General features: G+C 68.7%; 24 protein-coding genes. 20 read left to right on the top strand and 4 right to left on the bottom strand.

Going from position 1 to position 23,905, the window contains the following annotated elements:
* Positions 1 to 96 precede the first annotated feature (96 nt).
* The 8 genes from ACU0DV_RS23985 to ACU0DV_RS23950 are packed head-to-tail and all read left to right on the top strand — an operon-like array spanning position 97 to position 8,605.
* Positions 97 to 1,158: a 2-hydroxyacyl-CoA dehydratase family protein gene (locus tag ACU0DV_RS23985; RefSeq protein WP_446240655.1), complete on the top strand. Its 1,062-nt coding sequence runs from the start codon at positions 97 to 99 to the stop codon at positions 1,156 to 1,158.
* Positions 1,155 to 2,402 carry a 2-hydroxyacyl-CoA dehydratase gene (locus ACU0DV_RS23980; protein WP_446240656.1) on the top strand — a complete coding sequence of 416 codons (1,248 nt, stop codon included), beginning with the start codon at positions 1,155 to 1,157 and terminating at the stop codon, positions 2,400 to 2,402. The genes ACU0DV_RS23985 and ACU0DV_RS23980 overlap by 4 nt, the downstream gene beginning before the upstream one ends.
* The gene (locus ACU0DV_RS23975; RefSeq protein ID WP_446240657.1) at positions 2,399 to 3,583 is read left to right on the top strand and encodes a CaiB/BaiF CoA transferase family protein; all 1,185 of its coding nucleotides are present in this window, start codon (positions 2,399 to 2,401) and stop codon (positions 3,581 to 3,583) included. The genes ACU0DV_RS23980 and ACU0DV_RS23975 overlap by 4 nt, the downstream gene beginning before the upstream one ends.
* Positions 3,580 to 4,566, top strand: coding sequence for a CoA transferase (locus ACU0DV_RS23970; protein ID WP_446240658.1), 987 nt, complete (start codon positions 3,580 to 3,582; stop codon positions 4,564 to 4,566). The genes ACU0DV_RS23975 and ACU0DV_RS23970 overlap by 4 nt, the downstream gene beginning before the upstream one ends.
* Positions 4,563 to 5,756 carry a CaiB/BaiF CoA transferase family protein gene (locus ACU0DV_RS23965; protein ID WP_446240659.1) on the top strand — a complete coding sequence of 398 codons (1,194 nt, stop codon included), beginning with the start codon at positions 4,563 to 4,565 and terminating at the stop codon, positions 5,754 to 5,756. The genes ACU0DV_RS23970 and ACU0DV_RS23965 overlap by 4 nt, the downstream gene beginning before the upstream one ends.
* Before the next feature lie 21 nt (positions 5,757 to 5,777).
* Positions 5,778 to 6,773 carry a TRAP transporter substrate-binding protein gene (locus ACU0DV_RS23960; protein WP_100929540.1) on the top strand — a complete coding sequence of 332 codons (996 nt, stop codon included), beginning with the start codon at positions 5,778 to 5,780 and terminating at the stop codon, positions 6,771 to 6,773.
* 51 nt (positions 6,774 to 6,824) lie between these two features.
* On the top strand, positions 6,825 to 7,313 hold the full coding sequence (locus ACU0DV_RS23955; protein WP_283980960.1) for a TRAP transporter small permease: 489 nt from the start codon (positions 6,825 to 6,827) through the stop codon (positions 7,311 to 7,313).
* Positions 7,310 to 8,605, top strand: a complete 1,296-nt coding sequence (locus tag ACU0DV_RS23950) for a TRAP transporter large permease (RefSeq protein ID WP_283980958.1) — start codon at positions 7,310 to 7,312, stop codon at positions 8,603 to 8,605. The genes ACU0DV_RS23955 and ACU0DV_RS23950 overlap by 4 nt, the downstream gene beginning before the upstream one ends.
* 56 nt (positions 8,606 to 8,661) lie before the next feature.
* Here ACU0DV_RS23950 and ACU0DV_RS23945 read toward each other — a convergent pair whose 3' ends face one another.
* Genes ACU0DV_RS23945 through ACU0DV_RS23935 form a run of 3 tightly spaced genes read right to left on the bottom strand, consistent with a single transcriptional unit; the run spans position 8,662 to position 11,347 of the window.
* Positions 8,662 to 9,294, bottom strand: coding sequence for a class I SAM-dependent methyltransferase (locus ACU0DV_RS23945; protein ID WP_446240660.1), 633 nt, complete (start codon positions 9,292 to 9,294; stop codon positions 8,662 to 8,664).
* Positions 9,291 to 10,514 (bottom strand): DUF3419 family protein, encoded by a 1,224-nt coding sequence (locus tag ACU0DV_RS23940; RefSeq protein ID WP_446240661.1) that lies wholly within the window; start codon positions 10,512 to 10,514, stop codon positions 9,291 to 9,293. The genes ACU0DV_RS23945 and ACU0DV_RS23940 overlap by 4 nt, the downstream gene beginning before the upstream one ends.
* The gene (locus ACU0DV_RS23935; RefSeq protein ID WP_446240662.1) at positions 10,511 to 11,347 is read right to left on the bottom strand and encodes a UDP-2,3-diacylglucosamine diphosphatase; all 837 of its coding nucleotides are present in this window, start codon (positions 11,345 to 11,347) and stop codon (positions 10,511 to 10,513) included. Before ACU0DV_RS23935 ends, ACU0DV_RS23940 begins: the two co-directional genes overlap by 4 nt.
* A gap of 346 nt (positions 11,348 to 11,693) precedes the next feature.
* Here ACU0DV_RS23935 and ACU0DV_RS23930 point away from each other — a divergent pair, with 346 nt between their 5' ends.
* From ACU0DV_RS23930 to ACU0DV_RS23875, 12 genes are all read left to right on the top strand, one after another.
* Positions 11,694 to 12,998: an extracellular solute-binding protein gene (locus ACU0DV_RS23930; protein ID WP_446240663.1), complete on the top strand. Its 1,305-nt coding sequence runs from the start codon at positions 11,694 to 11,696 to the stop codon at positions 12,996 to 12,998.
* 66 nt (positions 12,999 to 13,064) lie between these two features.
* Positions 13,065 to 13,946, top strand: coding sequence for an ABC transporter permease subunit (locus ACU0DV_RS23925; RefSeq protein ID WP_100929547.1), 882 nt, complete (start codon positions 13,065 to 13,067; stop codon positions 13,944 to 13,946).
* 8 nt (positions 13,947 to 13,954) lie between these two features.
* Positions 13,955 to 14,866, top strand: coding sequence for an ABC transporter permease subunit (locus ACU0DV_RS23920; RefSeq protein WP_446240664.1), 912 nt, complete (start codon positions 13,955 to 13,957; stop codon positions 14,864 to 14,866).
* A gap of 102 nt (positions 14,867 to 14,968) precedes the next feature.
* Positions 14,969 to 16,012, top strand: a complete 1,044-nt coding sequence (ugpC, locus tag ACU0DV_RS23915) for a sn-glycerol-3-phosphate ABC transporter ATP-binding protein UgpC (protein WP_100929549.1) — start codon at positions 14,969 to 14,971, stop codon at positions 16,010 to 16,012.
* Positions 16,009 to 17,037: an endonuclease/exonuclease/phosphatase family protein gene (locus ACU0DV_RS23910; protein ID WP_446240665.1), complete on the top strand. Its 1,029-nt coding sequence runs from the start codon at positions 16,009 to 16,011 to the stop codon at positions 17,035 to 17,037. The genes ugpC and ACU0DV_RS23910 overlap by 4 nt, the downstream gene beginning before the upstream one ends.
* A gap of 102 nt (positions 17,038 to 17,139) precedes the next feature.
* Positions 17,140 to 17,466, top strand: a complete 327-nt coding sequence (locus tag ACU0DV_RS23905) for a hypothetical protein (RefSeq protein ID WP_254698151.1) — start codon at positions 17,140 to 17,142, stop codon at positions 17,464 to 17,466.
* Between the two features lie 144 nt (positions 17,467 to 17,610).
* The gene (gene phnC, locus ACU0DV_RS23900; protein ID WP_446240666.1) at positions 17,611 to 18,432 is read left to right on the top strand and encodes a phosphonate ABC transporter ATP-binding protein; all 822 of its coding nucleotides are present in this window, start codon (positions 17,611 to 17,613) and stop codon (positions 18,430 to 18,432) included.
* Between the two features lie 33 nt (positions 18,433 to 18,465).
* Entirely contained in the window at positions 18,466 to 19,371 is a 906-nt protein-coding gene (phnD, locus tag ACU0DV_RS23895) for a phosphonate ABC transporter substrate-binding protein (RefSeq protein ID WP_370316149.1), read from the top strand.
* Positions 19,372 to 19,491: 120 nt separating this feature from the next.
* Complete coding sequence (phnE, locus tag ACU0DV_RS23890; protein ID WP_446240667.1) at positions 19,492 to 20,352, top strand: phosphonate ABC transporter, permease protein PhnE; 861 nt, start codon at positions 19,492 to 19,494, stop codon at positions 20,350 to 20,352.
* On the top strand, positions 20,349 to 21,668 hold the full coding sequence (gene phnE / locus ACU0DV_RS23885; protein WP_446240668.1) for a phosphonate ABC transporter, permease protein PhnE: 1,320 nt from the start codon (positions 20,349 to 20,351) through the stop codon (positions 21,666 to 21,668). Before phnE (ACU0DV_RS23890) ends, phnE (ACU0DV_RS23885) begins: the two co-directional genes overlap by 4 nt.
* Positions 21,668 to 22,309, top strand: a complete 642-nt coding sequence (locus tag ACU0DV_RS23880; RefSeq protein ID WP_446240669.1) for an SDR family NAD(P)-dependent oxidoreductase — start codon at positions 21,668 to 21,670, stop codon at positions 22,307 to 22,309. Before phnE (ACU0DV_RS23885) ends, ACU0DV_RS23880 begins: the two co-directional genes overlap by 1 nt.
* A 35-nt stretch (positions 22,310 to 22,344) precedes the next feature.
* Complete coding sequence (locus tag ACU0DV_RS23875) at positions 22,345 to 22,962, top strand: chloramphenicol acetyltransferase (protein ID WP_446240670.1); 618 nt, start codon at positions 22,345 to 22,347, stop codon at positions 22,960 to 22,962.
* Between the two features lie 197 nt (positions 22,963 to 23,159).
* Here the strand turns inward: ACU0DV_RS23875 and phnF are convergent, their stop codons facing one another.
* On the bottom strand, positions 23,160 to 23,894 hold the full coding sequence (gene phnF, locus ACU0DV_RS23870; RefSeq protein WP_446240671.1) for a phosphonate metabolism transcriptional regulator PhnF: 735 nt from the start codon (positions 23,892 to 23,894) through the stop codon (positions 23,160 to 23,162).
* Positions 23,895 to 23,905 lie beyond the last annotated feature (11 nt).

Below are 23,905 nucleotides of genomic sequence, written 5' to 3'. Positions count from 1 at the left end.
CGTAGCGTGGTGGATTGTCAAACATGGGTGTTGACAGATCCGGCAAAAGGTTTCCAAGATGAACCAAGTTGGGCCATGTTCGCAGGGGAGGGCGACATGCCGGTTGACGCGACCTTGCAGAGAGCTTTCGACCTGCGCGCCGATGGCGTGCGCCCGGACGGCGCGGCGCTGGTCGGTGTCTTCGGCGAGGGCGTGCCATTGCCGCTGGTCGCGGCCCTGGGCGGTCTCGCGGTGGACGTGAAGGCGCCACCGCTGGCGGATGCGGCCGGGGGTCCGACAAGCGATCTGGTGCGGTCGGTGACCGAAGACTTCCTCGATCCGTTCGCGACCCGGTTCCTTCACCGCTTCGCTGCGGGCGCCTTCGACCGTTACGCCACGCTGATCTTCGCCCGCGACGACGTGGCAGGCCTCACCGCCTATCAATACGCGACAGAGCTGCGGCGGCAGGGGCGTCTGACGCAGGGCGGCCCCCGAATGCACCTGTGGAACGCGCTGCACACAGACAGCGCGCCCGTCGCGGCCTTCAACCGCCACGAACTCGACCGCCTCAGGGCACACCTCGAAGAGACGCTGGGCACACAACTCGACCCCGACCGTCTGGCCGGGGCCGTCGCGGAGGAAACCCGAAGGGCCGATGCCCTGGCCGCCTTGCCGCCCGGCGGCCCCGATGCCTTCGTCGCGCGCAACGCCGGGCGCTGGCTGACGCCGTCGCAGCACGCGGCGCTGATAAGGGACATGCCGCGGGGGAGTGGCCCGTCCATCGTGCTGACCGGCAGCGCCTGCGACATCCCCGTGCTGCATACCCTCTGCGCGGAGGTCGGGCAGGTGCGCGCCGATCTTCAGGACTACGGCCGCGCCGCGCCTCAGCCGGTGGACGCCGCCGACCTGCTGCACCGGATCGTGTCGGACCCGCTGGCAACCCGCGCCGCGCCGCCCGCCCGCTTCACCCGCGCGCTGCACAACGGTATCGCGGGTGCCGACCTCGTGATCGCAAGCACCGACGCCTCCGACGATTCCTTCGGCTGGGAACTGCCGGGCCTGCGCCGCGCGGCAGAGGCACAAGGCGCGCGCTTCCTCGACCTGGGCTTCCGCCCGTTCCGCCCGGACAACGCATGGCAGGACAGGACCCGCCGCCGCATCGCGGAGGCCCTGGGATGACCTGTGCCGCCGAGGCGACCGCGTGGCAGCGAGACTGGCTGAAGGGCCTGCGCCGGCAGATCGCCGACGGCGCGGCCTTTGCCTTCGTCAACGCCGACACCCCGCACGAGCTGTTCCACTTCATGGACGTGCCCATGGTCACCAACCAGTGGTGGTCGGCGGTGATCTCGGCCAAGCAACTGGCGCCGCATTACCTCGACCGGATGGTGGCGCTCGGGTTCCATGCCCATCTGCCGCGCTATTCCAGTCTGCCGCTGATCGCGCAGATGGAAGGCGATTTCGACCGGCAGCCATGGGGCGGTCTGCCCGCGCCCGCGATCCTCTGCGCGCGGGCCAGTTCGGACGAACACCCGCGCATCTTCCAACGCTGGGCGGAGCTGACCGGGGCAGAGCTGCACCTGCTCTCGGCCCCGGCCACGCCGGACCCCGCGCCCGACTGGTGGGTGCGCGCCCGCGAGGGGTGGGAAGACCTCTACGGATCGGCCCGTCTCGACCTCATGGTGGCCGAGATGGAGATCCTGATCGCCGCCCTCGAACGCCTGTCGGGCCGGGACTTCGACCGCGACGGTTTCGCCGCCTACATGGCCCGGATCGACGAACAGGAGCGTATGCTCGACACCGTCGCCGACATGATCGCCGGTGCCGAAAAGTGCCCCGTGGGGATCGCCGAACAGATGCCCAACGTCATGATCCCCCAGTGGCACCGTGGTTCCGACCGGGCGCTCGACCATGTCCGCGCCTTCCGCGACGAGGTGGCCGGGCGGATCGACCGGGGTGAGGCGGTCTGCGACGGCGAACGCATTCGCATGATGTGGATCGGCGCGGGCCTGTGGTTCGACACGTCCTTCTACACCGCCTTCGAAGAAACCCACGGCGCGGTCTTCTGCTGGTCGATGTACCTGCCGTTCGCGGCGGACGGCTACATCCGTGCCGACCATGGCGACCCGCTGAGGGCGCTCGCCGCGCGGGTCTCGGCGATGAACGAACAGTTGCACCAGCCGCCCTGGGTCAACGAATGGCTGGTGAAGGAGGCGCGGCGCTGGCGGATCGACGTGGCGGTGATGCTGGTGCCGGAACACGACCGGTTCTCGGGCTACGGATCGTATTTCGCGCGCGAGGCGCTGAAGGCTGCCGGTGTGCGCGTGGTCGAGATACACTCCGACATGGTTGACCCGCGCGACTGGGACCGCGCGGCGATGGAGGCGCGGGTGCGCGCAGAGCTGGACGAGGTGGAGGCTGGATGATGGGTGCGCTCGACGGGCTGAAGGTGGCGGATTTCTCATGGGTGGGCGCCGGTCCGCGGTCGACGAAGGACCTGGCCGACAACGGCGCCACCGTGGTGAAGGTGGAATCCGCCCGCCGCCTCGACCTTGGCCGCCGCTCTCCGCCCTTCGCAGGCGGGGACCGAAAATCGCCCGACGCGTCGGTCTTCTTCGCCCAGACCAACACCTCCAAGAAAAGCGTCACGATCAACCTGTCCGATCCCCGCGGGGTCGAGGTGGCGAAGCGGCTGGTGGCCTGGGCGGACGTGGTGGTCGAGAATTTCGGCCCCGGCTACATGGACCGCATCGGCCTCGACTGGGAAACTTTGCAACAGTTGCGGCCCGGGATCATCCTCGCCAGCGTGTCGGTCGCCGGGCGGACCGGGCCGATGGTCGGGTTCCGGGGGTACGGCAACTCCGCCGCGGCGTGGTCGGGGCATTGCGACATGACCGGCTGGCCGGGGTCGGAGCCGCACATGCCGCCCTTCGCCTATGGCGACGTGGTGGCGCCCATGATGCTGACCGTTGCGATCCTCTCCGCACTGGAACATCGCGACCGGACGGGGCAGGGGGTGCATGTCGACGTCAGCCAGATCGAGGCGATGGTGCAGGTCGCGGGCGACCTCTTTGCCGGAATGCCGGACGACAAGCCCGCCAACGCCGATCCGGAAATGGCTCCGCATGGCGTCTTCCCCTGTGCCCCGGACGGCTGGATCGCCATCTCCTGTGAGACCGACGCCCAGTGGCAGGCGCTCTGCACGGTTCTGGACGCACCGGACCTTCATGACCGCTGGCCCACGGCAGAGGCACGCCGCGCCGACCGCGCCGCGCTGGAGGGCTCGCTGACCGATCTCACCCGCCCCATGGACGGGGCCGCGCTGGAGGCGGCGCTGGTGAAGGCCGGCGTGCCCGCGGCCCTCGTGCTGGACGGCAGGGGCCTATCGGAACATCCTGCGCTGAACGCGGCGGGGCATTTCGTGTCGGTGGACCACCCGGTGATCGGCACGGCGAAGATGCCCGCACCGCCCTACCGGTTCAGCGCCACCCCGGGCCGGGTCGGCCCATCGCCCTGCCTTGGCGCCGACAACGCCGAGGTCTTCGCCGAGATCGGCCTGACGCCTGACGAGATCGACAGCCTCATCGCAGAGGGGGCACTGGCATGACGCTGCTCGACGGTCTCCGCGTCGTGGTCCTTGCAGACCACCTTGCCGATTTCGGCGGCAGCATGCTGGCGCGTCTGGGTGCCGAAGTGGTGCTGGCCGGGGCCGCGCCCCTGACCGGGCCGCGCGAAAAGGCGTGGCACAAGGGCATGACCCGCAGCGACGCGCCGCTGGCAGAGCTTCTGGCAGAGGCCGATATCCTGCTCGACGACCGTCGCTCCGGCCCGCGCGACGACGTGGACGCCCTTGCCGCAAAACAAAGGGAGCTGGTGCACGTGGTCATCACAGGCTTCCCTGACAATCCGCGCCCGGTGACGGACCTGACGCTGATGGCGCAGTCGGGGCTGATGCACGTCACGGGCACCCCCGACCGCCCGCCGCTGCGCCTGCCCGGCGAACAGGCCTATGCCCTGACCGCCATACAGGCGGCGACGGCGGCGCTGATGGGCCTCCGGGCGCGTCGGCAGACCGGCGAAGGCCAGCGCATCACGCTCTCTGCCCTGCAGGCCACCGCACTCGCCAACTACCGCGAGGCGGTGATGTACGAACACACCGGCCGCATCGGCACGCGGCGCGGCAACATGCTGGTCCGGGGCAAGTCCGGCGTGCGTCAGGTCTGGCCCTGCGCGGACGGCTTCGTCACCTGGTCGATGATCGACAACCCCGGCATGATGCGGGCGCTCGTCCGGGTCATGCAGGCCGAAGGGGCGGCGGGCGAACTGGCCGAGATCGACTGGGACGCGATCCTCGTGGCCGATACGGAGCAAGAGACCATCGAGCGCTGGCAATCCATCGTCGAGGCCTTCTTTGCCCGCCACGATCGCAAGACCCTTGGCGACTGGTCGCTCGAACACGGCTGGGGCCTTTCGCCGATCATCCGCCTGTCGGAGGTCCCGGACAGCCCGCAGATGAAGGCGCGCTGGGTCTTCGACGCCGACGGCGTGCCGGGACCGCTGTTCGCCGTGCACCCGGGGAGGGGCACATGAGCGCGCTGGCCGGTCTCCGCGTGCTCGACTTCTCCCGGCTGCTGCCCGGGCCCTACTGCACGTGGCTTCTCGCCGATCAGGGGGCCGAGGTGATCCGCGTCGAACATCCCCGCGAGCTGGCCAAGCAGGCGAAGGTCTTCGGCTGGGACAGGCTGAATCAGGCCGGACGCGCGCGGCAACGGGCGCGGGACATGCTGGCGCGGGGCAAGAAATCCGTCTGCCTCGACATCGGCGACCCCGACGCGCAGGCTGCCCTGCGCCGCCTCGCCGCGACGGTCGACGTGGTGGTGGAGGATTACCGGCCCGGCGTGCTGAGCAGCCTCGGCCTCGGGTACGATGTGCTGTCCGAAGGCAACCCGGCGCTGGTCTACACCTCTCTGACGCTCTGCGGCCAGACCGGCCCGCTGCGCGACAAGCCGGGGCACGATCCGGTCGCACTGGCGCTGGCCGGCGTCCTCAGCCGCACCGGAGAGGACCCCGATGCCCCCGGCCTTCCGGGCTTTGCCGCCGCCGACGTGGCGACCGGCGCCCATGCCGCCTTTGCCACGCTCGCCGCCGTGATGCAGGCCCGTGCCACGGGGCAGGGACAGCATGTGGACGTCGCCATGACCGACTGTGCGCTGGTGCTTCTGGCCAATCTCATCGCCCGTTACGAGGATCCCGCCGACCTCCCCGCAAGGGGCGCGCGCCGGGCGGACCTCGGCCTCTGGCGCTGTGCCGACGGCGCGTGGCTCGTGACGACGGACATGGAACCGCGCTACTGGCAGGCCTTCTGCACCGCCATGGGCCGACCGGAGTTCGCGGCATGGCAGATGGACCCGTCCCGCCGGGCCGAGATCCGCGAAGGCCTTCAGGCGATCTTCGCGTCCCGGCCCCGCGCCCACTGGCTCGACCATCTGGAAAAGGCCGGAACCCAGTTCGCCCCGGTCAATTCGCTGGCCGAGGCCCTGAACGAACCGCATTTCCGCGCACGCGGCATGGTCGTCGCGCTGGACGCGCCGGGCGGCGCCCTGACGCAGGCCGGCCCGCCGGTCCGCCTCGGCCCGTTCGAGACCCCGCATCCGGCGGTCCTGCCGGGCACCCATACCGCCGAGGTCCTGCGCGCCGCAGGCTTGTCGGACACACAGATAAACGCGCTGGCGGCATCGTCCGCGCACCAGACCGGGCCATCAACCCCGGCGACCCACTGAACCATCAAGGGAGGATACACCATGCTCAGAACAACGGCGGTCATCGCACTGTGCCTTGCCGCGCTGCCCGCGTGGGCCGCGGATTTCAACCTGACCTATGCCTCGCCCTACACCGAGGCGCATCCCTACGGCGCCGCCGACGCGGAGTGGATCGCGCGGATCGAGGAACAGTCCGGCGGCCGCGTCGACATCACGCCCTACTGGGGCCGGACACTCATCACCTCGCGCGAGGGCGTGGACGAGCTGGCCGCAGGCGTGGCCGACATCGCCTATATCGCGCCGATCTACGCGCGGTCGGGCTATGACATGAACCGGCTCGTGCCGGGGATGTTCTACGGCTACACCGACCCGAAGAAGGTTCTCGACGTCTACATGGAGCTTGTCGAGCAGTTCCCGGTCTTCGACGAGGAGCTCGATGGCGTGCACGTCGTCGGCTACAACGTCGGCACGCCGATGCACGTCCTCCTGCGCGACAAGCCGGTGGAGACGCTCGATGACCTTCAGGGCCTGCGCATCCGCTCGGCGGTGGACTTCATCGGCCCGCTCGCGGCCTTCGGGGCAGAGGGTGTGACCATGCCGATGACGGAAACCTACCCCTCGCTGGAAAAGGGCGTCGTCGACGGGGTGATCGCCCCCTACGAGGCGCTGAAATCGCTCAGCTTTGCCGAGGTGGTCGGCTACTACTCCGAACTGCCGCATTCGCGCGGCGCCTATCCCTCGCGCGGGATCAACGGCGACGTGTGGTCGAGGCTTCCGGAGGACATCCGGCAGGTCTTCGACGACAACACAGAATGGCTGAGCCTGCGCACCCTTGAGCTCGCGCAGGAGGCCGAGGACGCGGGCCGCGCCTATGGCGAGGAACAGGGTGTGAAGTTCAATGCCGTGGCACCCGAGGTTGTGGCCGAATATTCCGAATCCTTCGCCCCGGTCATCAGGGAGGTGGCGGAGGACCTCGACGCCATGGGCAAGCCGGGCACCGAGGTGCTGGACACCATCCGCGCGGCGCACACGCAGTAATAATCCGGGGGCGCGCCACCCGCGCCCCCGCAAGTCCCCGGGGAGCACGCCATGCGGCTGGTCGAACAACTTCTGGGCGGGATCGTGCGCGGGGCGGCAGCCCTCGGCGTGCTGTCGCTCCTCGCGCTCATGGCGCTGACGGTCGTCACCGTGACCTTCCGCGCCGTGGGCGTGGCCTTTCCGGGCACCTACGTGCTGGCGGAGCTTCTGCTGATCCCCACGGTCTCCTGCGCGCTGGCCTATGCGGCGTGGGATGGCGCACACACCAAGGTCGAGCTGCTGGTCAAGAGCTTCCGGCCCCGTGTCGCGGGCCTGTCGCAGGGGCTGATGCTGCTGGCCGGCACCGCCTTCTGGGGCTTCGTCCTTTACGCCGGGATCGAAGAGGCGCTGCGCCGCGGCCGCCAGGGCGAGACGACGCCGCTTCTCGACATTCCCGTGGCCCCGTTCCGCTGGCTCATGGTGGCGGCGATCACGCTGATGATCGCGGTCTGCCTGCTGCGCGGCCTCCAGTTCATCGCGGGCCGGGAGCCGAAGGAATGACCCCGGTCCTTGCAGGCGTCATCGGCATCGCGGCGATGTTCCTCGCCATCGCCTTCGGCATGCCCATCGGCTTTGCCATGGGTCTGGTCGGCGTGCTGGGCTTCGGCCTGCTCATCAGCTTCCACGCGGCGATCATCAAGGTCGGCGTCATCGCCTTCGACCTCGCCACCAACTACGCCATCGGCACAGTGCCGCTGTTCCTGTTCATGGCGCATGTGCTGTTTGCCTCGGGCATCGGGCAGGACCTCTACGACTTTGCCGCGCGGATGCTGGGACACCGGCGGGGCGGGCTGGCCATGGCGACGGTCGGCGCCTCGGCGGGCTTCGCATCGGTCAACGCCTCGTCGCTGGCGACCACCGCGACCATGGGCCTTGTCGCCCTGCCCGAGATGCGGCGCCACGGCTATTCGCTGTCTCTGGCCTCCGGCTCCGTCGCGGCGGGGGGCACCATCGGGTCGCTCATCCCGCCCTCCGGCATGTTCATCATCTACGGCATCCTGACCGAGACCTCGATCGGCGACATGTTCGCGGCGGGCATCGTGCCGGGCGTGCTCTTGGCGCTCTTCTACATGACGGTGATCGCCGTCCGCTGCCGCCTGAACCCCGAGGCCGGACCCGCCGGGCCGCGCTACGACTGGGCCGCCCGCTGGCAGGGGTTCCGCCGCACGGGCGACGTGATCGTGCTGTTCGTCTTCGTCATGGGCGGCATCATCTGGGGCTGGTTCACCCCCACGGAGGCCGGCGCCATGGGGGCCTTCGGCGCATTGGTGATCGCGGGCCTCCGCGGGAAACTGAGCGTCGCGGCCCTGCGCACCGCCGTCTACGACACGCTGCGCACCACCGGCATGATCTTCGGCATCCTCTTCGGCGCGCTGGTCTTCAACGCCTTCGTCACCGTGACGACCATCCCGCTGAACCTCGTCGGCTGGGTGAGCGCGGTGGACCTGCCGCCGCTGGCGGTCCTGCTGATCATCCTCGTGCTCTACCTGTTCCTCGGCATGATCCTCGACGCCTCGGCGATGATGACGCTGACCGTGCCGCTGTTCTTCCCGCTGGTCACCGGCCTCGGCTACGACGCGGTGCTGTTCGGCGTGCTGGTCGTGCGCATGACCGAGATCGCGCTGATCACGCCGCCGGTGGGCATGAACGTCTACGTCCTCAGCAGCGTGGCGCGGGACATTCCGCTGACCACGATCTTCCGCGGCACGGCGCCCTTCGTGCTGGCCGACCTGCTGCACGTGGCGCTGCTGCTGGCCATACCGGCGCTGGTGCTCTGGCTGCCCTCGCTCTGAGGGAGGGCGCCGAGCCCCTACGGCGCGCGCCGATCAAACAGTAGCGGCCCCGGCCCTCAGCCCTTCACCCGCGCGTGCACCGCGTAGCGCCGGTAGAGGCCCCGGTGCTCCACCCCCGCCACGCGCCCGCCGAGGTTGTCGAGCGCGTCGGTCAGCCGGTCGCGCGGCGCAACGTGGAACCGCGCCAGCCATGCCCGCAGGCCTTTGCCGAACCAGCGTGGCAGGCCGCCCTGATCGCCGAAGTCGACGATGTGCAACTGCCCGCCGGGGGCGAGGTGGCGCAGAGCCTCGTCCATCGCGCCCTGCCAGTCGGGGATCATAGACAGGCAGTAGGAACAGACGATGTGATCGAAGCGGGCGGTGCCGAACAGATCCTCGGCATCGAAATCGCAGGCATCCGCCTGCGCCAGCACCACGCCCGCACCCAGCTTGCGCCGGGCAGAGATCAGCATCTGCTCCGAGATATCCAGCCCGTAGAGCCGCGCCTCCGGGTGCCTCGCCCGCACTGCGGCAAGGTTGCGCCCCGTGCCGCAGGCGATCTCCAGCACCGACTGGCCGGGGCGGACGTCCATCCGCTCGATCAGCTCGTCGCGGCCCAGCAGGTAGTACTTGCGTGTCACGTCATAAAAGAGCCGCTGGTAGCGATAGACATCGTCCATCAGCCGCCCGTGATCCGATGTCATCGTCATGCAGCGACCTTCCGGTAGAGGTGCACGCCGCCGTAGATCGCCGAACGGTCGGTGGCAAAGGCGGTGGCAGAGGCCGCTTCGTCATACCCCCACTGTGCCAGCAGGGCCTGAGGCACGCGCCCGGGCAGGATGTCCGCCGCGCCGCCGGTCCGGAACAGCACACGGGCACCGGGCCGGGCGGTGCGGGTGATCTCTTCCCACAGCGCGGTCAGCTGCGCGTCGCTCATCCAGTCCTGCGCATCCAGCAGCACGTAGACCGACTTCGACCCGGCGGGCGCCTCTGCCAGCACGTCGGTGATCGAGCGGTTCCAGACCGCCACACGGGGGGCCGCGGCGCGCAGCGCCTCGAAGTGCTGCGGTTCGAGGTAGGGCGGCACCGGCCCGTCGCCTTCGGGCTTGTAGGCGCGCGTCGCCGCCTGCCAGGCAAAGTAGTTCTCGCCGATGGGGAAGTCGCAGAACAGCTTGCGCGTCCGCTCCCGCAGCACCGGGATCACGTCGCCGCCCGCGTCCGCTGCCAGCTTGTCGTATTGCGCGGGCGGTATGCCGAGGCCGAACAGCGACGCCCGGCGCCGCGCGGCGAACCTGACCAGCCGCGTGTCGTAAAGCGGCGCGATCTCGGCGTCAAAGAAGGCGCGCTGTTCCTCCAGCGTCGTGGCCGTCAGCAGCCCGTCCCACCGCACGCCCGCCAAGCGGGTGACAAGGTGCACCGCGCCAAGGAAGCTGCCCAGCACGCCGTAGCGATGGAACCCGCGCGAAAACAGCGCCTTGCGCCGGACGATCCCGTGGCGCCCCTGCCAGAAGGCCCGCGCCTCCGGGTCGAGCCTGCGCAGGATGTAGCGGTCGAAGAGCGCCTCGTTTCCGGGCCGGTCGGCGTGGCCGAAGAGATCGTAGAAGGCCGTGTGGTCGGGCAGCACCTGCGCCGCCAGCAGCTTCAGCCGGTTCAGCTCCACATGCCAGGGCGACAGGTCCACCGCCGTGACCGAGGCGGGCGAGGCAGTCAGATAGGACATCACGTTGCAGCCGCCCGAGGCGATGCAGACGATGTCGTCCTGCGCCGTCAGGCCAAGCGCCGCCATGTCGCAGACCGGGTCCTCCCAGATCTGCGGATAAACGAGGCCCCGGAACAGCCGGGCAAAGACCCGGTCCGACACCGTGTCGAAGGACCATCTGCGGCTCTGGTAGACGGCCTCTCCGATGAGAGCCTGCGTGGTGTCGCTCATTGCGCTTCCTGTTCAAGCTGTGCGGTCCGCTCGACCCCGGCCGCCTGCGCGGCGATCCGGGCGCGCTTGCGGGCGCGCCGTTCGAGCAGGAACTGCCGGTTCTTGCGGGCTTCCCAGTCGACCAGCCGCATCTCGCCCGCCGCGTTCTCGATGACCGCGGTGCAGCTTTCCACCCAGTCGCCGGTGTTGATGTAGCGGATGCCGCCGATCTCGCGGATCGAGGCATGGTGGATGTGGCCGCAGATCACCCCGTCGAACCCCTTCTGACGGGCGTCCAGCGCCAGCACCTCCTCGAACTTGCAGATGTAGTTGACCGCCTGCTTGACCTGCTGCTTCGACCATTTCGACAGTGACCAGTAGCGGTGCGACCAAAGCCTGCGGACCATGTTGATCTTCGGGTTCAGCCAGATCAGCGCGGCATAGGCGCTGTCGCCGAGATACGCGAGCCACTTGGCGTTCGCCACCACCGCGTCGAACTCGTCGCCGTGGGTCACGAGGTAACGCCGCCCGTCCGCCGCCAAGAAACTGTCGCGCCGCTTCAGCTCGATCCCGCCAAGGTGCAGCCCGATGTAGTCGCGGAACACCTCGTCGTGGTTGCCGGGGATGAAGATCACCCGCGTACCGCCCCGCGCCTTTTCGAGGATCGCCTGGATGACCGCGTTGTGATCCTCCGGCCAGTGCCAGCCCTTCTTCAGCCGCCAGCCGTCGACGATGTCCCCGACAAGGTAGAGCGTCTCGGCTTCGTGCTTCGCCAGGAACTCCGCCAGCAGCCGCGCCCGGCAGCCGCGTGTGCCGAGGTGGACATCCGACAGGAAGATCGTGCGATCGGTCACCGTTTCGTCCGCGCTTCTGGTTCTCGTGTTCCAGAGGCGGATACGCCGCGGATGTATCACCGCGGTGACCGTTTTGTATCGGTCGCGTGACCCTTTCCCGTGCGGCGCGAGGGTGCCGCCCCTCCGGTGAAAGCGGCTGTAACCGAACTTTCAGCAATCGGTCATCTGCCTGTCATGAAAGGGAAATAGCCGGTGGCCGCGTGTCCCCGGCCCGACAGCCGGACGGGGGCCAAGAGATGGATGGGGACATCCCGAATTCCTTGCCGTCAGGACGGACCCATCCCGGGTCCGCCCCGGCATTCCTGTTGCCCTGCACCGGCTGGGCACAAACGACCGGAGACAGTCGATGAAACACGTCATGACCTTCACCGCCGCGGCGACCTTTGCGCTGACGGCCTCCACGGCGATGGCCGAAACCCAGATCACCTGGTGGCACGGCATGGGCGGCCACCTCGGCGACGTGGTCAACCAGATCGCCGCCGGCTTCAACGAAAGCCAGTCCGACTACGAGATCACCCCGGTCTTCAAGGGCACCTACGAGGAAACCCTGACCGCCGCCATCGCCGCCTTCCGCGCGGGCGAGCAGCCGAACATCGTTCAGGTCTTCGACGCGGGCGCCGCCACCGTGATCGGCGCCAAGGGCGCGACGATCCCGGTTCAGGACCTGCTCGAACAGAACGGCGTCGACTTCGACATCGAGGACTACATCGCGGGCGTGCGCTACTTCTACGCCGACAGCGACGGCAAGATGATCGGCATGCCGTTCAACTCCTCCTCGCCGGTGCTCTACTACAACGCCGACGCTCTGGCCGCCGCCGGTGTCGAGGCCCCCGCCACCTACGAGGACTTCGAAGCCATCGCGCCGAAGCTGAAGGAAGCAGGCTACACCCCGCTCGTGCAGACGCACCTGCCGTGGGAATTCGTCGAGAACTTCCACTCCCGCCACAACCTGCCGTTTGCCACCAACAACAACGGCTACGACGGCGCAGAGGGCACCGAGATCCTGATCAACTCTCCCGAAATGGCGATGCACTTCACCAAGGTGAAGGAATGGCTGGACGCGGGCCTCTTCGGGTTTCACGGCACCTCCTGGGACGACAACAAGGCGCATTTCCTCGACCAGTCCGCCGCCATGTACATCGGCTCCTCGGGTGACTTCGGCGGCCTGACCGCGCTCGACCTGCCGTTCGAATGGGCCTCCACCTACCTGCCGCACTGGGCCTCGATCACCGAAGAGGGCTACCAGTCCTTCATCGGCGGCGCGTCGCTGTTCGCCATGTCCGGCAAGTCGGACGAGGAAAACGCCGCCTCCGCCGCCTTCTTCGAATACCTGACCTCCCCCGAGGTCCAGTACATGTGGCACCGTGAAACCGGCTACGTGCCGATCACCGAGGCCGCCTACGAAATGGCGAAGGAAGACGGCCACTACGAGCGCTTCCCGGCGGCCGAGACCGGCATCAAGCAGCTCATGCTCCAGTCGGGCGAGAACACCCACGGCTACCGCATGGGTTTCTACGTCCAGATCCGCGACATCGAGAACCGCGAGCTGGCAAAGTTCCTGAACGGCGAAACCTCTATCGAGGACGCGCTTTCGACCATCGAAGCCGAAGGCAACGAGCTGCTGGGCCGCTTCGCCCAGACCACGAACTGAGCCTTTCCGCGATGACACGACGGCGGCCGCCCCGGGTGGCCGCCGCTCCCCTTTGAAGGACCTGCGATGAAGCGCGCCTCTTTCGACAACCCGTGGCTCCCGATCCTGCTGCTCCTGCCGCAGCTCTCGATCATCTGCCTGTTCTTCTACTGGCCTGCGTGGCAGGCGCTGCGCTCGTCGTTCTTCCTCGAAGACCCCTTCGGCTTCGGCGAAACCTTCGTGGGGCTGCAGAACTACGCCCGGCTCTGGACATCCAGCCAGTACCTGAAGAACGCGGGCTTCACGGTGGTCTTCTCGCTCTGCGTCACCTTCTTCTCCCTGGCCATCGCACTGCTGCTGGCGGTCAAGGCCGACAGCGTGCTGCGCGGGGCAAAGACCTACCGCACGCTCCTGATGTGGGTCTACGCCGTGGCGCCGCCGGTCGCGGGCTTCCTCGCCCTGATCCTCTTCAACCAGCGCTGGGGTCCGATGGTCGATTTCTTCGCCCAGTTCGGCTGGCAGATGAAGGTCCGCCTCGACTACTTCGACACCGCCTTCGCCATGGTCGTGGCCTCCGTCTGGAAGCAGATCCCGGTGAACTTCATCTTCTTCCTCTCCGGGCTCCAGTCCATCCCGCGCGCCGTGCGCGAGGCGGCTCTGATCGACAACCGCTCCGGCATCTCGCGCTTCTGGACGGTGACCTTCCCCCTGCTCGCACCCACGGGTTTCTTCCTGCTGATCATCAACATCACCTACGCGCTTTTCGACACCTTCGGCCTGATCGACACCATCCTGCGCAACAACCCCGGCGACCAGCCGGTGACGCTGGTCTACCAGGTCTACCTCGACGGGTTCCGCGGGCAGGACATCGGAGGCTCCTCGGCGCAGTCGGTCGTGCTCATGGTGCTGGTGCTGGCGCTCACCATCATGCAGTTCCGCCTCGTCGAGCGGCGCATCCACTACACCTGAGGACCGCCATGGCAGAGATTTCCCAGACCACCGGACGCACCGCGGCCCGCGCCGCGGAACGCCCCGTCCGCAAGCCCCTGCGCTGGGGTGCCGTCGCCGACCACGCGATCCTGATCGCCGGGGCCGCGCTGATGATCGTGCCGCTGCTGACCATGCTGCAGATGACCACGATCCCCGACGCGCAGGTGATGCAGCACGGCCCCTCGCTGGAAATCGGCGACCGCTTCTGGCCGAACCTGCAAAAGGCGCTCTTCCAGTCGATGAGTTTCTCGGGCGAGACGACCGGCATCAACATGTTCCGCAACTCGATGATCCTCGGACTGGGCTTCGCCGTCGGCAAGATCGTCATCGCCATGATGGCCGCCTATGCCATCGTCTACTTCCGCCTGCGCTTTGCCACGCTGGCCTTCTGGCTGATCTTCACCACGCTGCTCCTGCCGCTGGAGGTGCGCATCGTCCCTTCCTACGAGATCACCCAGAAGCTGGGCCTCCTGAACACCTGGACCGGGCTGATCGTGCCCCTGATCGCCTCGGCCACCGCGACCTTCTTCTTCCGGCAGTTCTTCATGTCCGTGCCCGAAGAGCTGGTCGAGGCGGCAAAGATCGACGGGGCAGGGCCGGTGAAGTTCTTCATCGACATCCTCGTGCCGCTCTCGCAGACGATGATCGCCGCGATGTTCATCATCATGTTCGTCTACGGCTGGAACCAGTACCTCTGGCCCACCATGGTCTCGACCGAGGAAGACAAGTTCACCCTCGTCCAGGGCATCAAGCAGATCACCCAAAGCCTCGAAGGCAACCACATCCCGGAATACGGGCGGTCGAACCTTCTGGCGATCCTCGCGGTCCTGCCGCCGGTGCTGGTGGTCGTCTTCTTCCAGCGCTGGTTCGTGAAGGGCCTCACCGACTCCGACAAGTAACCCCCGCCTCCGCGCGGCGGCGTCCCACCGGGCCGCCGCGACAGGACCCCCGCACGCCCGCGCGCAACGCCGCATCAGGGCACACGACAAAGGAAAAAAGGAATGGCAACGGTCACGCTGCAAGACGTCCGCAAGGTCTATCCCAACGGGTTCGAGGCGGTGAAGCCCACCAGCTTCACCATCGCCGACGGCGAGTTCCTCGTGCTCGTCGGCCCCTCCGGCTGCGGCAAGTCCACGCTCCTGCGGATGATCGCGGGGCTGGAGGACATCACCGGCGGCACGCTCCACATCGGCGAACGCATGGTCAACGACACAGACCCCGCCGACCGCGACATCGCGATGGTCTTCCAGAACTACGCGCTCTACCCGCACATGACCGTCCGCCGGAACATCGGTTACGGGCTGAAGAACCGGAAGACGCCGAAGGCACAGATCGATGCCAAGGTCGAGGAGGCCGCGAAGATGCTGAACCTCACCGACTACCTCGACCGCAAGCCCTCGCAACTCTCGGGCGGCCAGCGCCAGCGCGTCGCCATGGGCCGCGCCATCGTCCGCGATCCGGCGCTCTTCCTCTTCGACGAACCGCTCTCGAACCTAGACGCCAAGCTGCGCAACCAGATGCGGATCGAGATCAAGGCCCTGCAGCGCCGGCTCGGCGTGACCTCGATCTACGTGACCCACGACCAGGTCGAGGCGATGACCATGGCCGACCGCATCGTGGTGCTGAACGGCGGTGTGATCGAGCAGATCGGCACCCCGTCCGAGATCTACCACAGCCCCGCCTCCACCTTCGTCGCCTCCTTCATGGGCGCCCCGCCGATGAACCTGGTGGAGGCGCGCTTCGGCGACGGCGCGGTGCGGCTGCCCGACGGCACGCCGGTCATGGCCGCCCCGAACGGCCGCACCGGCGCGATCACGCTGGGCATCCGGCCGGAAGACGTGCGCGTGGGGCAGGGGGCCATGGCCTTCGACGTGGCGCTGGTCGAGGAACTGGGCGCCCACCGCCTGCTGCACGGCGAGGTGGCGGGCCAGCCCTTCACCGCGCACGTCCTGAAGGACAGCGCCCACGCCACGGGCCGCCACCCCATCGAGTTGCCGCAAGCGGCGCTCGCCCTCTTCGACATGGAAACCGGACAACGCCTGTGACCCTCGCCACCACCCGCCCCGCCATCACCGTCACCGACACCCTGCCGCCTGTCACCGTGGACGAACGGCACCGCCTCCTGACCGCGCCCCGCACCGCCGAGGCGCACCGCGCCCTCATGGCAGAGGTCCCCGCCATGTCGATGGTCCAGACCGGCGGCACCGCCTCTGCCTCGCAGTTTCCGGCGACCCTCTCGGTCGTGGCATGGAACGTCGAACGCTGCCTCTTCCCCGAGGACAGCGCCGCCCACCTCGCACCCCGCGCCCCGGACATCGTGCTTCTGTCAGAGGTCGATCACGGCATGGCCCGTACCGGCCAGCGCCACACGACCGCGGTCATGGCCAAGGCGATGGGCATGGCCTACGCCTACGGGGTGGAGTTCCACGAGCTCGACCTCGGCGGGCCGACCGAACGGGTGTTCTGCACCGACGACTTCAACGCGCTCGGCTGGCACGGCAACGCGATCCTGTCGAAGGTCCCGTTCGAAAGCGTCACGCTGATCCGGCTCGACGATCACGGCCACTGGTTCTCGGAGGCGGCAGGCGCCGATCCCGAGCAGCCGCGTCTTGGCGGCCGGATGGCGCTTGCCGCCGTGGTGCCGACCGACGCGGGGCCGCTCTGCGTCGTCTCCACCCACCTCGAAAGCAATTCCGGCTCCGACCACCGCGCGCGCCAGATGCAGATCCTGCTCGACGGCATCGACGCCTTCGCACCCGCGATGCCCGTCCTGATCGGCGGCGACCTCAACACCGGCAACCATGTCCCGCCCGACTTCGACTGGCGCGGCGAGGCGCTGTTCCCCATGGCGGAAGAGCGCGGCTATTCCTGGACCTTCACCGCCGAGGGCATGACCACGCGCCCCAGCCTCATCACCCCGCACCCGACCCGCGTGATGAAACTCGACTGGTTCGCCGGGCGCGGCCTGACCCCGCTGGACCGGGCGGTGATCCCGTCGCTCGACGCAAACGGCCGCCCGCTTTCGGACCACGACGCGGTCTGGTGCCGAGCCGGTGTCACACCGCTCTGAGACGCCCGCCGAACAGGCAAACCAGCGGCGCGCCCAATGGCGCGCCGCACGTTTTTTGTATACACGCTAGCTATACGTCATAAATACGTTACACTCCGGTGCATGAGAGCCGCACCAGCCCCCTTCCGACCGATTCTGGCCCGGGCCGCCGCCGGGGTCCTGCTCCTGCTGTCCGCCGCCCCAGCCGCGGCGCAAAGCCCCATCGCCGACATCATCTGCGCCCCCACGCCGCAGATGGAAAAGCGTCTCGCCAGCCACCGCAACATCACCAAGGCCGCCTCCGGCCTGCGCAATCCCGAAGAGGTGCTGGAAGTCTGGACCGGGGCAGAGGGCACCTGGACCATGGTCATCCGCTACGCCTCCGGCACATCCTGCATCGTGGCCATGGGCGACGCCTGGCAGATGGCGCAGGGCGAAGCGCCCTCCTGAACCGGCCCTCCTGAACCGCGCGACCCGGCAAACGGCAACCGCTGTCACGGAACCTTCGCGCGACCGTCGCAAAGCTGAATCCGAAGCGTCAAGAAACTGACGCGCCCGGCCCGTAGGACCGCCCGGTAACAACCGGGGGACCCGATGCTCGAAGTCGACAATCTGACCAGACGTTTCGGCGACAGGACGGCCGTGGACCGTGCCAGTTTCACCGTGCCGGAACCGGCGATGATCGGCATCATCGGGCGCTCGGGCGCGGGCAAGTCGACGCTGCTGCGCATGGTCAACCGCCTCACGGATGCCTCCGAAGGTGCGATCCGCTTCGAGGGCCGCGAGATCACCGCCCTGACCGGTGCCGCGCGACGCACATGGCAAAGCCGCTGCGCGATGATCTTCCAGCAGTTCAACCTCGTGCCGCGCATGGACGTGGTGTCGAACGTGCTGCACGGCACGCTCAACCGCCGCTCCACCCTGTCGACGGTCTTCAACCTATATCCGCGTGCCGACATCCACCGCGCCATCGAGATCCTCGACCGCCTGGGCATCGCCGCCGAGGCGCCCAAGCGGGCCGAGGCGCTCTCCGGCGGCCAGCAGCAGCGCGTCGCCATCGCCCGCGCCCTGATGCAGGACCCGGCGGTGATCCTCGCCGACGAACCCATCGCCTCCCTCGACCCGATGAACGCGCAGATCGTCATGCAGGCGCTGCGCACCATCCACGAGGAAGACGGCCGCACGGTCATCGCCAACCTCCACACGCTCGACACCGCGCGCCGCTACTGCGACCGGGTGATCGGGATGCGCGACGGGCGCATCGTCTTCGACGGCACGCCCGCGCAGCTGACCACCGGCATGGCCCGCGAGATCTACGGCGCGGGCGCGGGTTTTTCCGAGGCCGCCACCTCCACCGAAATCGAGACGCTCGACCACGAACTGGCGGCCATCGCCAGGGCCGACGCGCTCGTCTGACCACCGACCACACCTTCATCGACGGAGAAACTGATGAAAAAGCTGATCGCCATCGCCCTCGCCACCACCGCGCTGACCGGCGCGGCACAGGCGCAGGACATCACCGAGTTCCGCATCGGCATCCTTGGCGGCGAGAACGCCCAGGACCGCATGAACTCCTACGCCTGCCTGCAGAACTACGCGTCCGAGGAACTGGGCGTCGAGGTCAAGCTCTTCGCCCCCGCCGACTACAACGGCGTTATCCAGGGCCTGCTCGGCGGCACGCTCGACATGGCATGGCTGGGCGCGTCGGGTTACGCCGCCGTCTACCTGCAGGACCCTGACGCGGTCGAGCCGGTGCTGGTCAAGCAGAACCTCGACGGCTCCATCGGCTACCACTCCATCGGTTTTGCCCGCAAGGACAGCGGCATCACCAAGCTGGAAGACGTGAAGGGCAAGGTCTTCGGCTTCGGCGACCCGAACTCCACCTCCGGCTACCTGATCCCCTCCATCGAGATCCCGCAGGCCACCGGCGCGTCGATGGAATCCGGTGACTACTTCGGCGAAGTGAAGTTCACCGGCGGCCACGAACAGACCATCGTCGCGGTGTTCAACGGCGACATCGACGCCGGCGTGACCTGGGCCGACGCACAGGGCAACTGGGAAGACGGCTATAACTCCGGCGCGCTGCGCAAGGCCGTTGACGCGGGCCTCGTCGACATGAACGAGCTGGTCGAGATCTGGAAGTCCAAGGTCATCCCCGAGGGCCCGGTCGTGCTGCGCAAGGACCTGCCCGAAGACGTGAAGACCCGCATGACCGCGCTGGTCGACGGTCTTTATGAGCGTGACGCCGACTGCGCCTACGGCGTGGCCGCCGGCGACACGCTGGGCTTCATCCCGGTCGAGCACGAGACCTACCAGTCCGTGATCGACGCCCGCAAGGCAGAGATCGGCGGCTGATCGCTTCCGCGACCGCCCCGGCGGCAATGGCGCGTCAGCCCGTACCGGCGCGCCCTTGTCCCGCATCCTGCAGACCGCGCCCCGGGCCACGCGCCCGGGGCCATCCCTGAACGGAACCCCATGACAGACGCCACCCTTACCGTCGGCCAGATCCGGTCCGGCTACATGGAGCAGGTCCGCCGCAAGCGCCTCTACGGCGGGCTGACCCTCATGATCTTCGTCCTGCTCATGGTCTCCGGCTTCGTCGTCGCCGACGACCGCAACGCGGGCGGCTTCTGGGACGGGCTGTCGCAGCTGGGCGACTACCCCGCCGCCGTCCTGTCGGAGGCCTGGGAAAAGCGCGCCGACCTGCCGCCGCTCGTGGTGAAGTACTTCCCCGCGCTGGTCGAGACGGTGAACATCGCCGCCGTCTCCACCCTGCTGGGCGCCGCCTTCGGGACCGTCTTCGCGCTGCTCTCGACCCGCGGCCTCGCCCGCTGGCCGCGCCTCGTCCCGCTGTTCCGCCGCCTGATGGACGTGATGCGCGCCGTCCCCGAGATCGTCATCGCGCTGGTGCTGATCTTCGTCCTCGGCGGCGGCCCGGTGCCCGCGATGATCGCCATCGCCGTGCATTCCACCGGCGCCCTGGGCAAGCTCTTCTCCGAGGTGGCCGAGAACGCCGATCTGAAGCCGGTCGAGGGCCTCTCCTCCGTCGGCGCCTCCTGGACGCAGCGCATGTGGCTTGGCGTCCTGCCGCAGGTCGCGCCGAACCTGCTCAGCTACGGGCTCCTGCGGTTCGAGATCAACATCCGCGCCTCCGCCATCCTCGGCTTCGTGGGGGCAGGGGGGCTGGGCTATGAACTCAGGAACTCCATGGCCTGGGGGCCGGGCCGCTTCGACGAGGCAGCGGCCATCTTCATCCTGCTCTTCGGTGCCATCGTGCTCTTCGACCAGCTCTCCAGCCGCCTGCGCAACCGCCTCACCGAAGGAGCCCACGCATGAGCCTCGCCGATGTCTCCGCGATGCAGGCCGGCGCCGACCGGCTGTTCCTGCGCAAGCGCCTGACCGCCTTCGCGCTGCCCGCGCTGGTGCTGGCCTACCTCGTCTACATCGCCGTGGCCTTCGACATCGCCGGCCTTGCGCAGCGCGCGCGCTGGGACAATGCGGTGACGCTGGCCTCCGACTCGTGGTCCTACAAGGTGCATGTCACCCGCGACCACCGCTCCGGTCAGATCGACTACGCCGTCGAGGGGGAGCGCAAGGGCGCCTATCCCGAAGGCACCCGCCCCGACTGGGTCACGGGCGATACCGTCACCACCGTCGACCTCGGGCACGGCCACATCGTCCGGCTCCTGCCCGAAAACGCGACCGAAGTTGTCATCCCCGGCTTCGGCACGATCGAGGCGCGCTTCGACGGGCGCGCCGTCGTCACCAATCTGCCCGCGGACCTTCCCGACTGGATCAACGCCGCGCGCAACCGCGTGGCGATCACCACCGACGAGGGCCGGATCACCATCACCCGCTCGAAGACCGAGATCTTCAACTACTTCCCGGGGTGGGAGCTGTTCTTCTACACCTTCGACAGCCCCTATCACGGCCATGGCCTGCCCGGGATCCTCTTCGGCGACCGCATCGACCCGGCCCGTCCGAACCTCGCGGGCGCATGGCAGGACTTCTGGGATAACCCGATGTGGCGCCACGCCGACGTCGCCTGGGCCATCGGAGAGACCATCCTCATGGCCTTCCTCGGCACCTTCGGCGCGGCCATCGTGGCGCTGCCGCTGGCCTTCCTCGCCGCGAAACGCTTCGCGCCGCTCATGGCCGTCCGTTTCGCCATGCGCCGGGTCTTCGACTTCGTGCGCGGCGTCGATGCGCTGATCTGGACCGTCGTGCTCGCCCGCGCCTTCGGCCCCGGCCCGATGACCGGCGCGCTGGCGATCCTCGTCACCGACACCGGCACCTTCGGCAAGATCTTCTCCGAGGCGCTGGAGAACACAGACCCGAAACAGATCGAGGGCATCGCCTCCACCGGCGCCAACCCGGTGCAGCGCATCCGCTTCGGGGTGATCCCGCAGATCGTGCCGGTGCTGCTCAGCCAGGTGCTCTACTTCCTCGAATCCAACACCCGCTCCGCCACGATCATCGGCGCGATCACCGGCGGCGGCATCGGCCTGCTGCTGACGCAGGCGATCCAGACCCAGAAGGACTGGGAAGAGGTTGCCTATTACATCATCCTGATCATTCTGGTGGTCATGATGATGGACTGGATCTCCGGCAAGCTGCGCGCCCGCCTGATCGGGCGCAGGGACGGCCACTGATGGCGCGCGTCTTCGTCACCGGCGTGAACCGCGGCATCGGTGCGGCCCTCATGGCCGAGGCGCGGGCGCGCGGCCACACCGTCACGGGCACCACCCGCGACGGGCGGGACGGCACCGTGCCGCTGCGCCTCGACGAGCCCGCGACCATCGCGGGCCAGCTTGCGGATATCGGCCCCGTCGACATCCTCATCAACAACGCGGGCGTGATCGGCCCCGACCGGCAGTCGCCCCTCGACATGGACTTCGACGGCTTTGCCGCGACGCTGGCGGTGAACACGCTGGCGCCGCTCGCCGTGGCGCAGGCGCTCCTGCCGTCCCTCAGGGCGGGGCAGGGCGCGCGCATCCTCACCGTCTCCTCGCAGATGGCCTTCATGGGCTACGCGAAGTCCGACCGCATCGCCTACCGCGCCTCGAAGGCGGCGGTGAACAAGGTCATGCAGGGCCTCGCGACCGACCTCGCGCCAGAGGGCATCGCCTGCGTTCTCGTCGATCCGGGCTGGGTGCAGACCGACATGGGCGGCACCGACGCGCCCGAAACGCCGGAGGTGGTGGCTCAGGGCATCCTCGACCTCGCCGACCGGCTGACGCTCGCGGACACCGGCCGCTTCTTCCGCTTCACCGGCGAGGAACGCCCGTTCTGAGCGGCCAGCCCGTGACCCACGCAAAAGGACCGCCCATGGCCCGCCTGTCCCCGGACGCCCCCGTCGTCCAGCCCGACTGCTCGATCACCGAAAGCACCTTCGGCCGCTACACGGAGGTCGGGCGCGGCAGCCGCATCGCCTACAGCCATCTCGGCGACTACAGCTACTGCGACCGCTACGCCGATATCGCCAACGCGACCGTCGGCAAGTTCGCCAACATCGCCGCATTCACCCGGATCGGCGCCACGGATCACCCGCTGGACACCGCCGCCTGCCACCACTTCCTCTACCGCTCCGACGACTACTGGGACGACGCGGAACCGGACGCCGCCTTCTTCGACCACCGCCGCTCCCGCCGGGCGGTCATCGGCCATGACACCTGGATCGGCCACGGCGCCATGATCAAGCCGGAGGTCACGCTGGGCCACGGCGCGGTGGTGGCCTCCGGCGCCGTGGTGACGAAGGACGTGGCGCCCTACACCATCGTCGCGGGCACCCCGGCCAGGGTCCTCCGCCTGCGCCAGCCCGACGCCATCGCCGAGCGGCTGATCGCGCTGGCCTGGTGGGACTGGCCGCACGACCGCCTGCGCCAGACGCTCGACGACTTCCGCACCCTGACCGCCGAAGCCTTCCTCGACAAGTACGCGGGCTGACGCCCGGTCCTTCTGCCCACACCGAAACCGCCGACACGCCGCGCCACGTCCTTCACCCCCGCACCACGCGGCGGGCCGGCGGGGAGGGAGGGCATGGCTGACCTCGGCCCCTCCGCCCACCTTCCCGAAACCGCCGACACCCCGGACGACCGCAGGACGCCGCATGCCTGCGGGATCGACCCGACAGCTCCGCCCCGTCAGTCCTCCAGCGTCAGGGTGATCCTGTCGCCCGCCCACCACGTCCGCCCGAACTCGATGGGCACCCCCTCCGGGTCGACGTTAAGGCTGGTGGTCTTCAGGACCGGCGCGCCCTCCGCCAGGTGCAGGTGCAGCGCCTGCACCGCTGTCGCCGCCACGGCGGTGATCCGGGTCGAGGCGCGGGTGTAATCCGCCACGCCCGCCGCGCGCAACGCATGGGTCACGCCCTTGCCCTCCGCCAAGGCCTCCTGCAGCCCGGGCAGCCGGTCGAGCGGGTAGATCGACTCCGCCAGCGCCACCGGCTGCCGGTCCGCGAAAGAGAGCGAATGGCTCGCCAGCACCCGCGCGCCCTCTGCCACGTCCAGCACCTCGGCCTCGCCGGCACTGGCGGCACGCACCTCCTGCCCGAGGATCTCGCGCCCGGGCATGCGGCCCGCGCGGCGCAGGTTCTCGGTGAAGCGCACGCGCGCCCCGATGGGATAATCGGTCGGCGCCGCCGCCACGAAGACCCCCGATCCCCGGCGCGACCGGAGCACGCCCGCCTCCACCAGCGAGGCCACCCCGTGCCGCACCGTGTGCCGGTTCACGCCGAAACGCTCCGCCATCTGCGCCTCGGTGGGCAGCTTGTCGCCCGGTCCATAGCGTCCCTCGGCGATCTCGTCGCGCAGCGCGCGGGCGATTTCCGCCCACAGGGGAGTCCGGTGCGGCGTCCGTCTCGATGCTCCGTTACTCAAATTTCACACTT

The organism is Sagittula sp. (assembly GCF_052825245.1).
The sequence above is the reverse complement of the archived record's forward strand: the minus strand, read 5'-3'. Positions and strand labels throughout refer to the sequence as shown.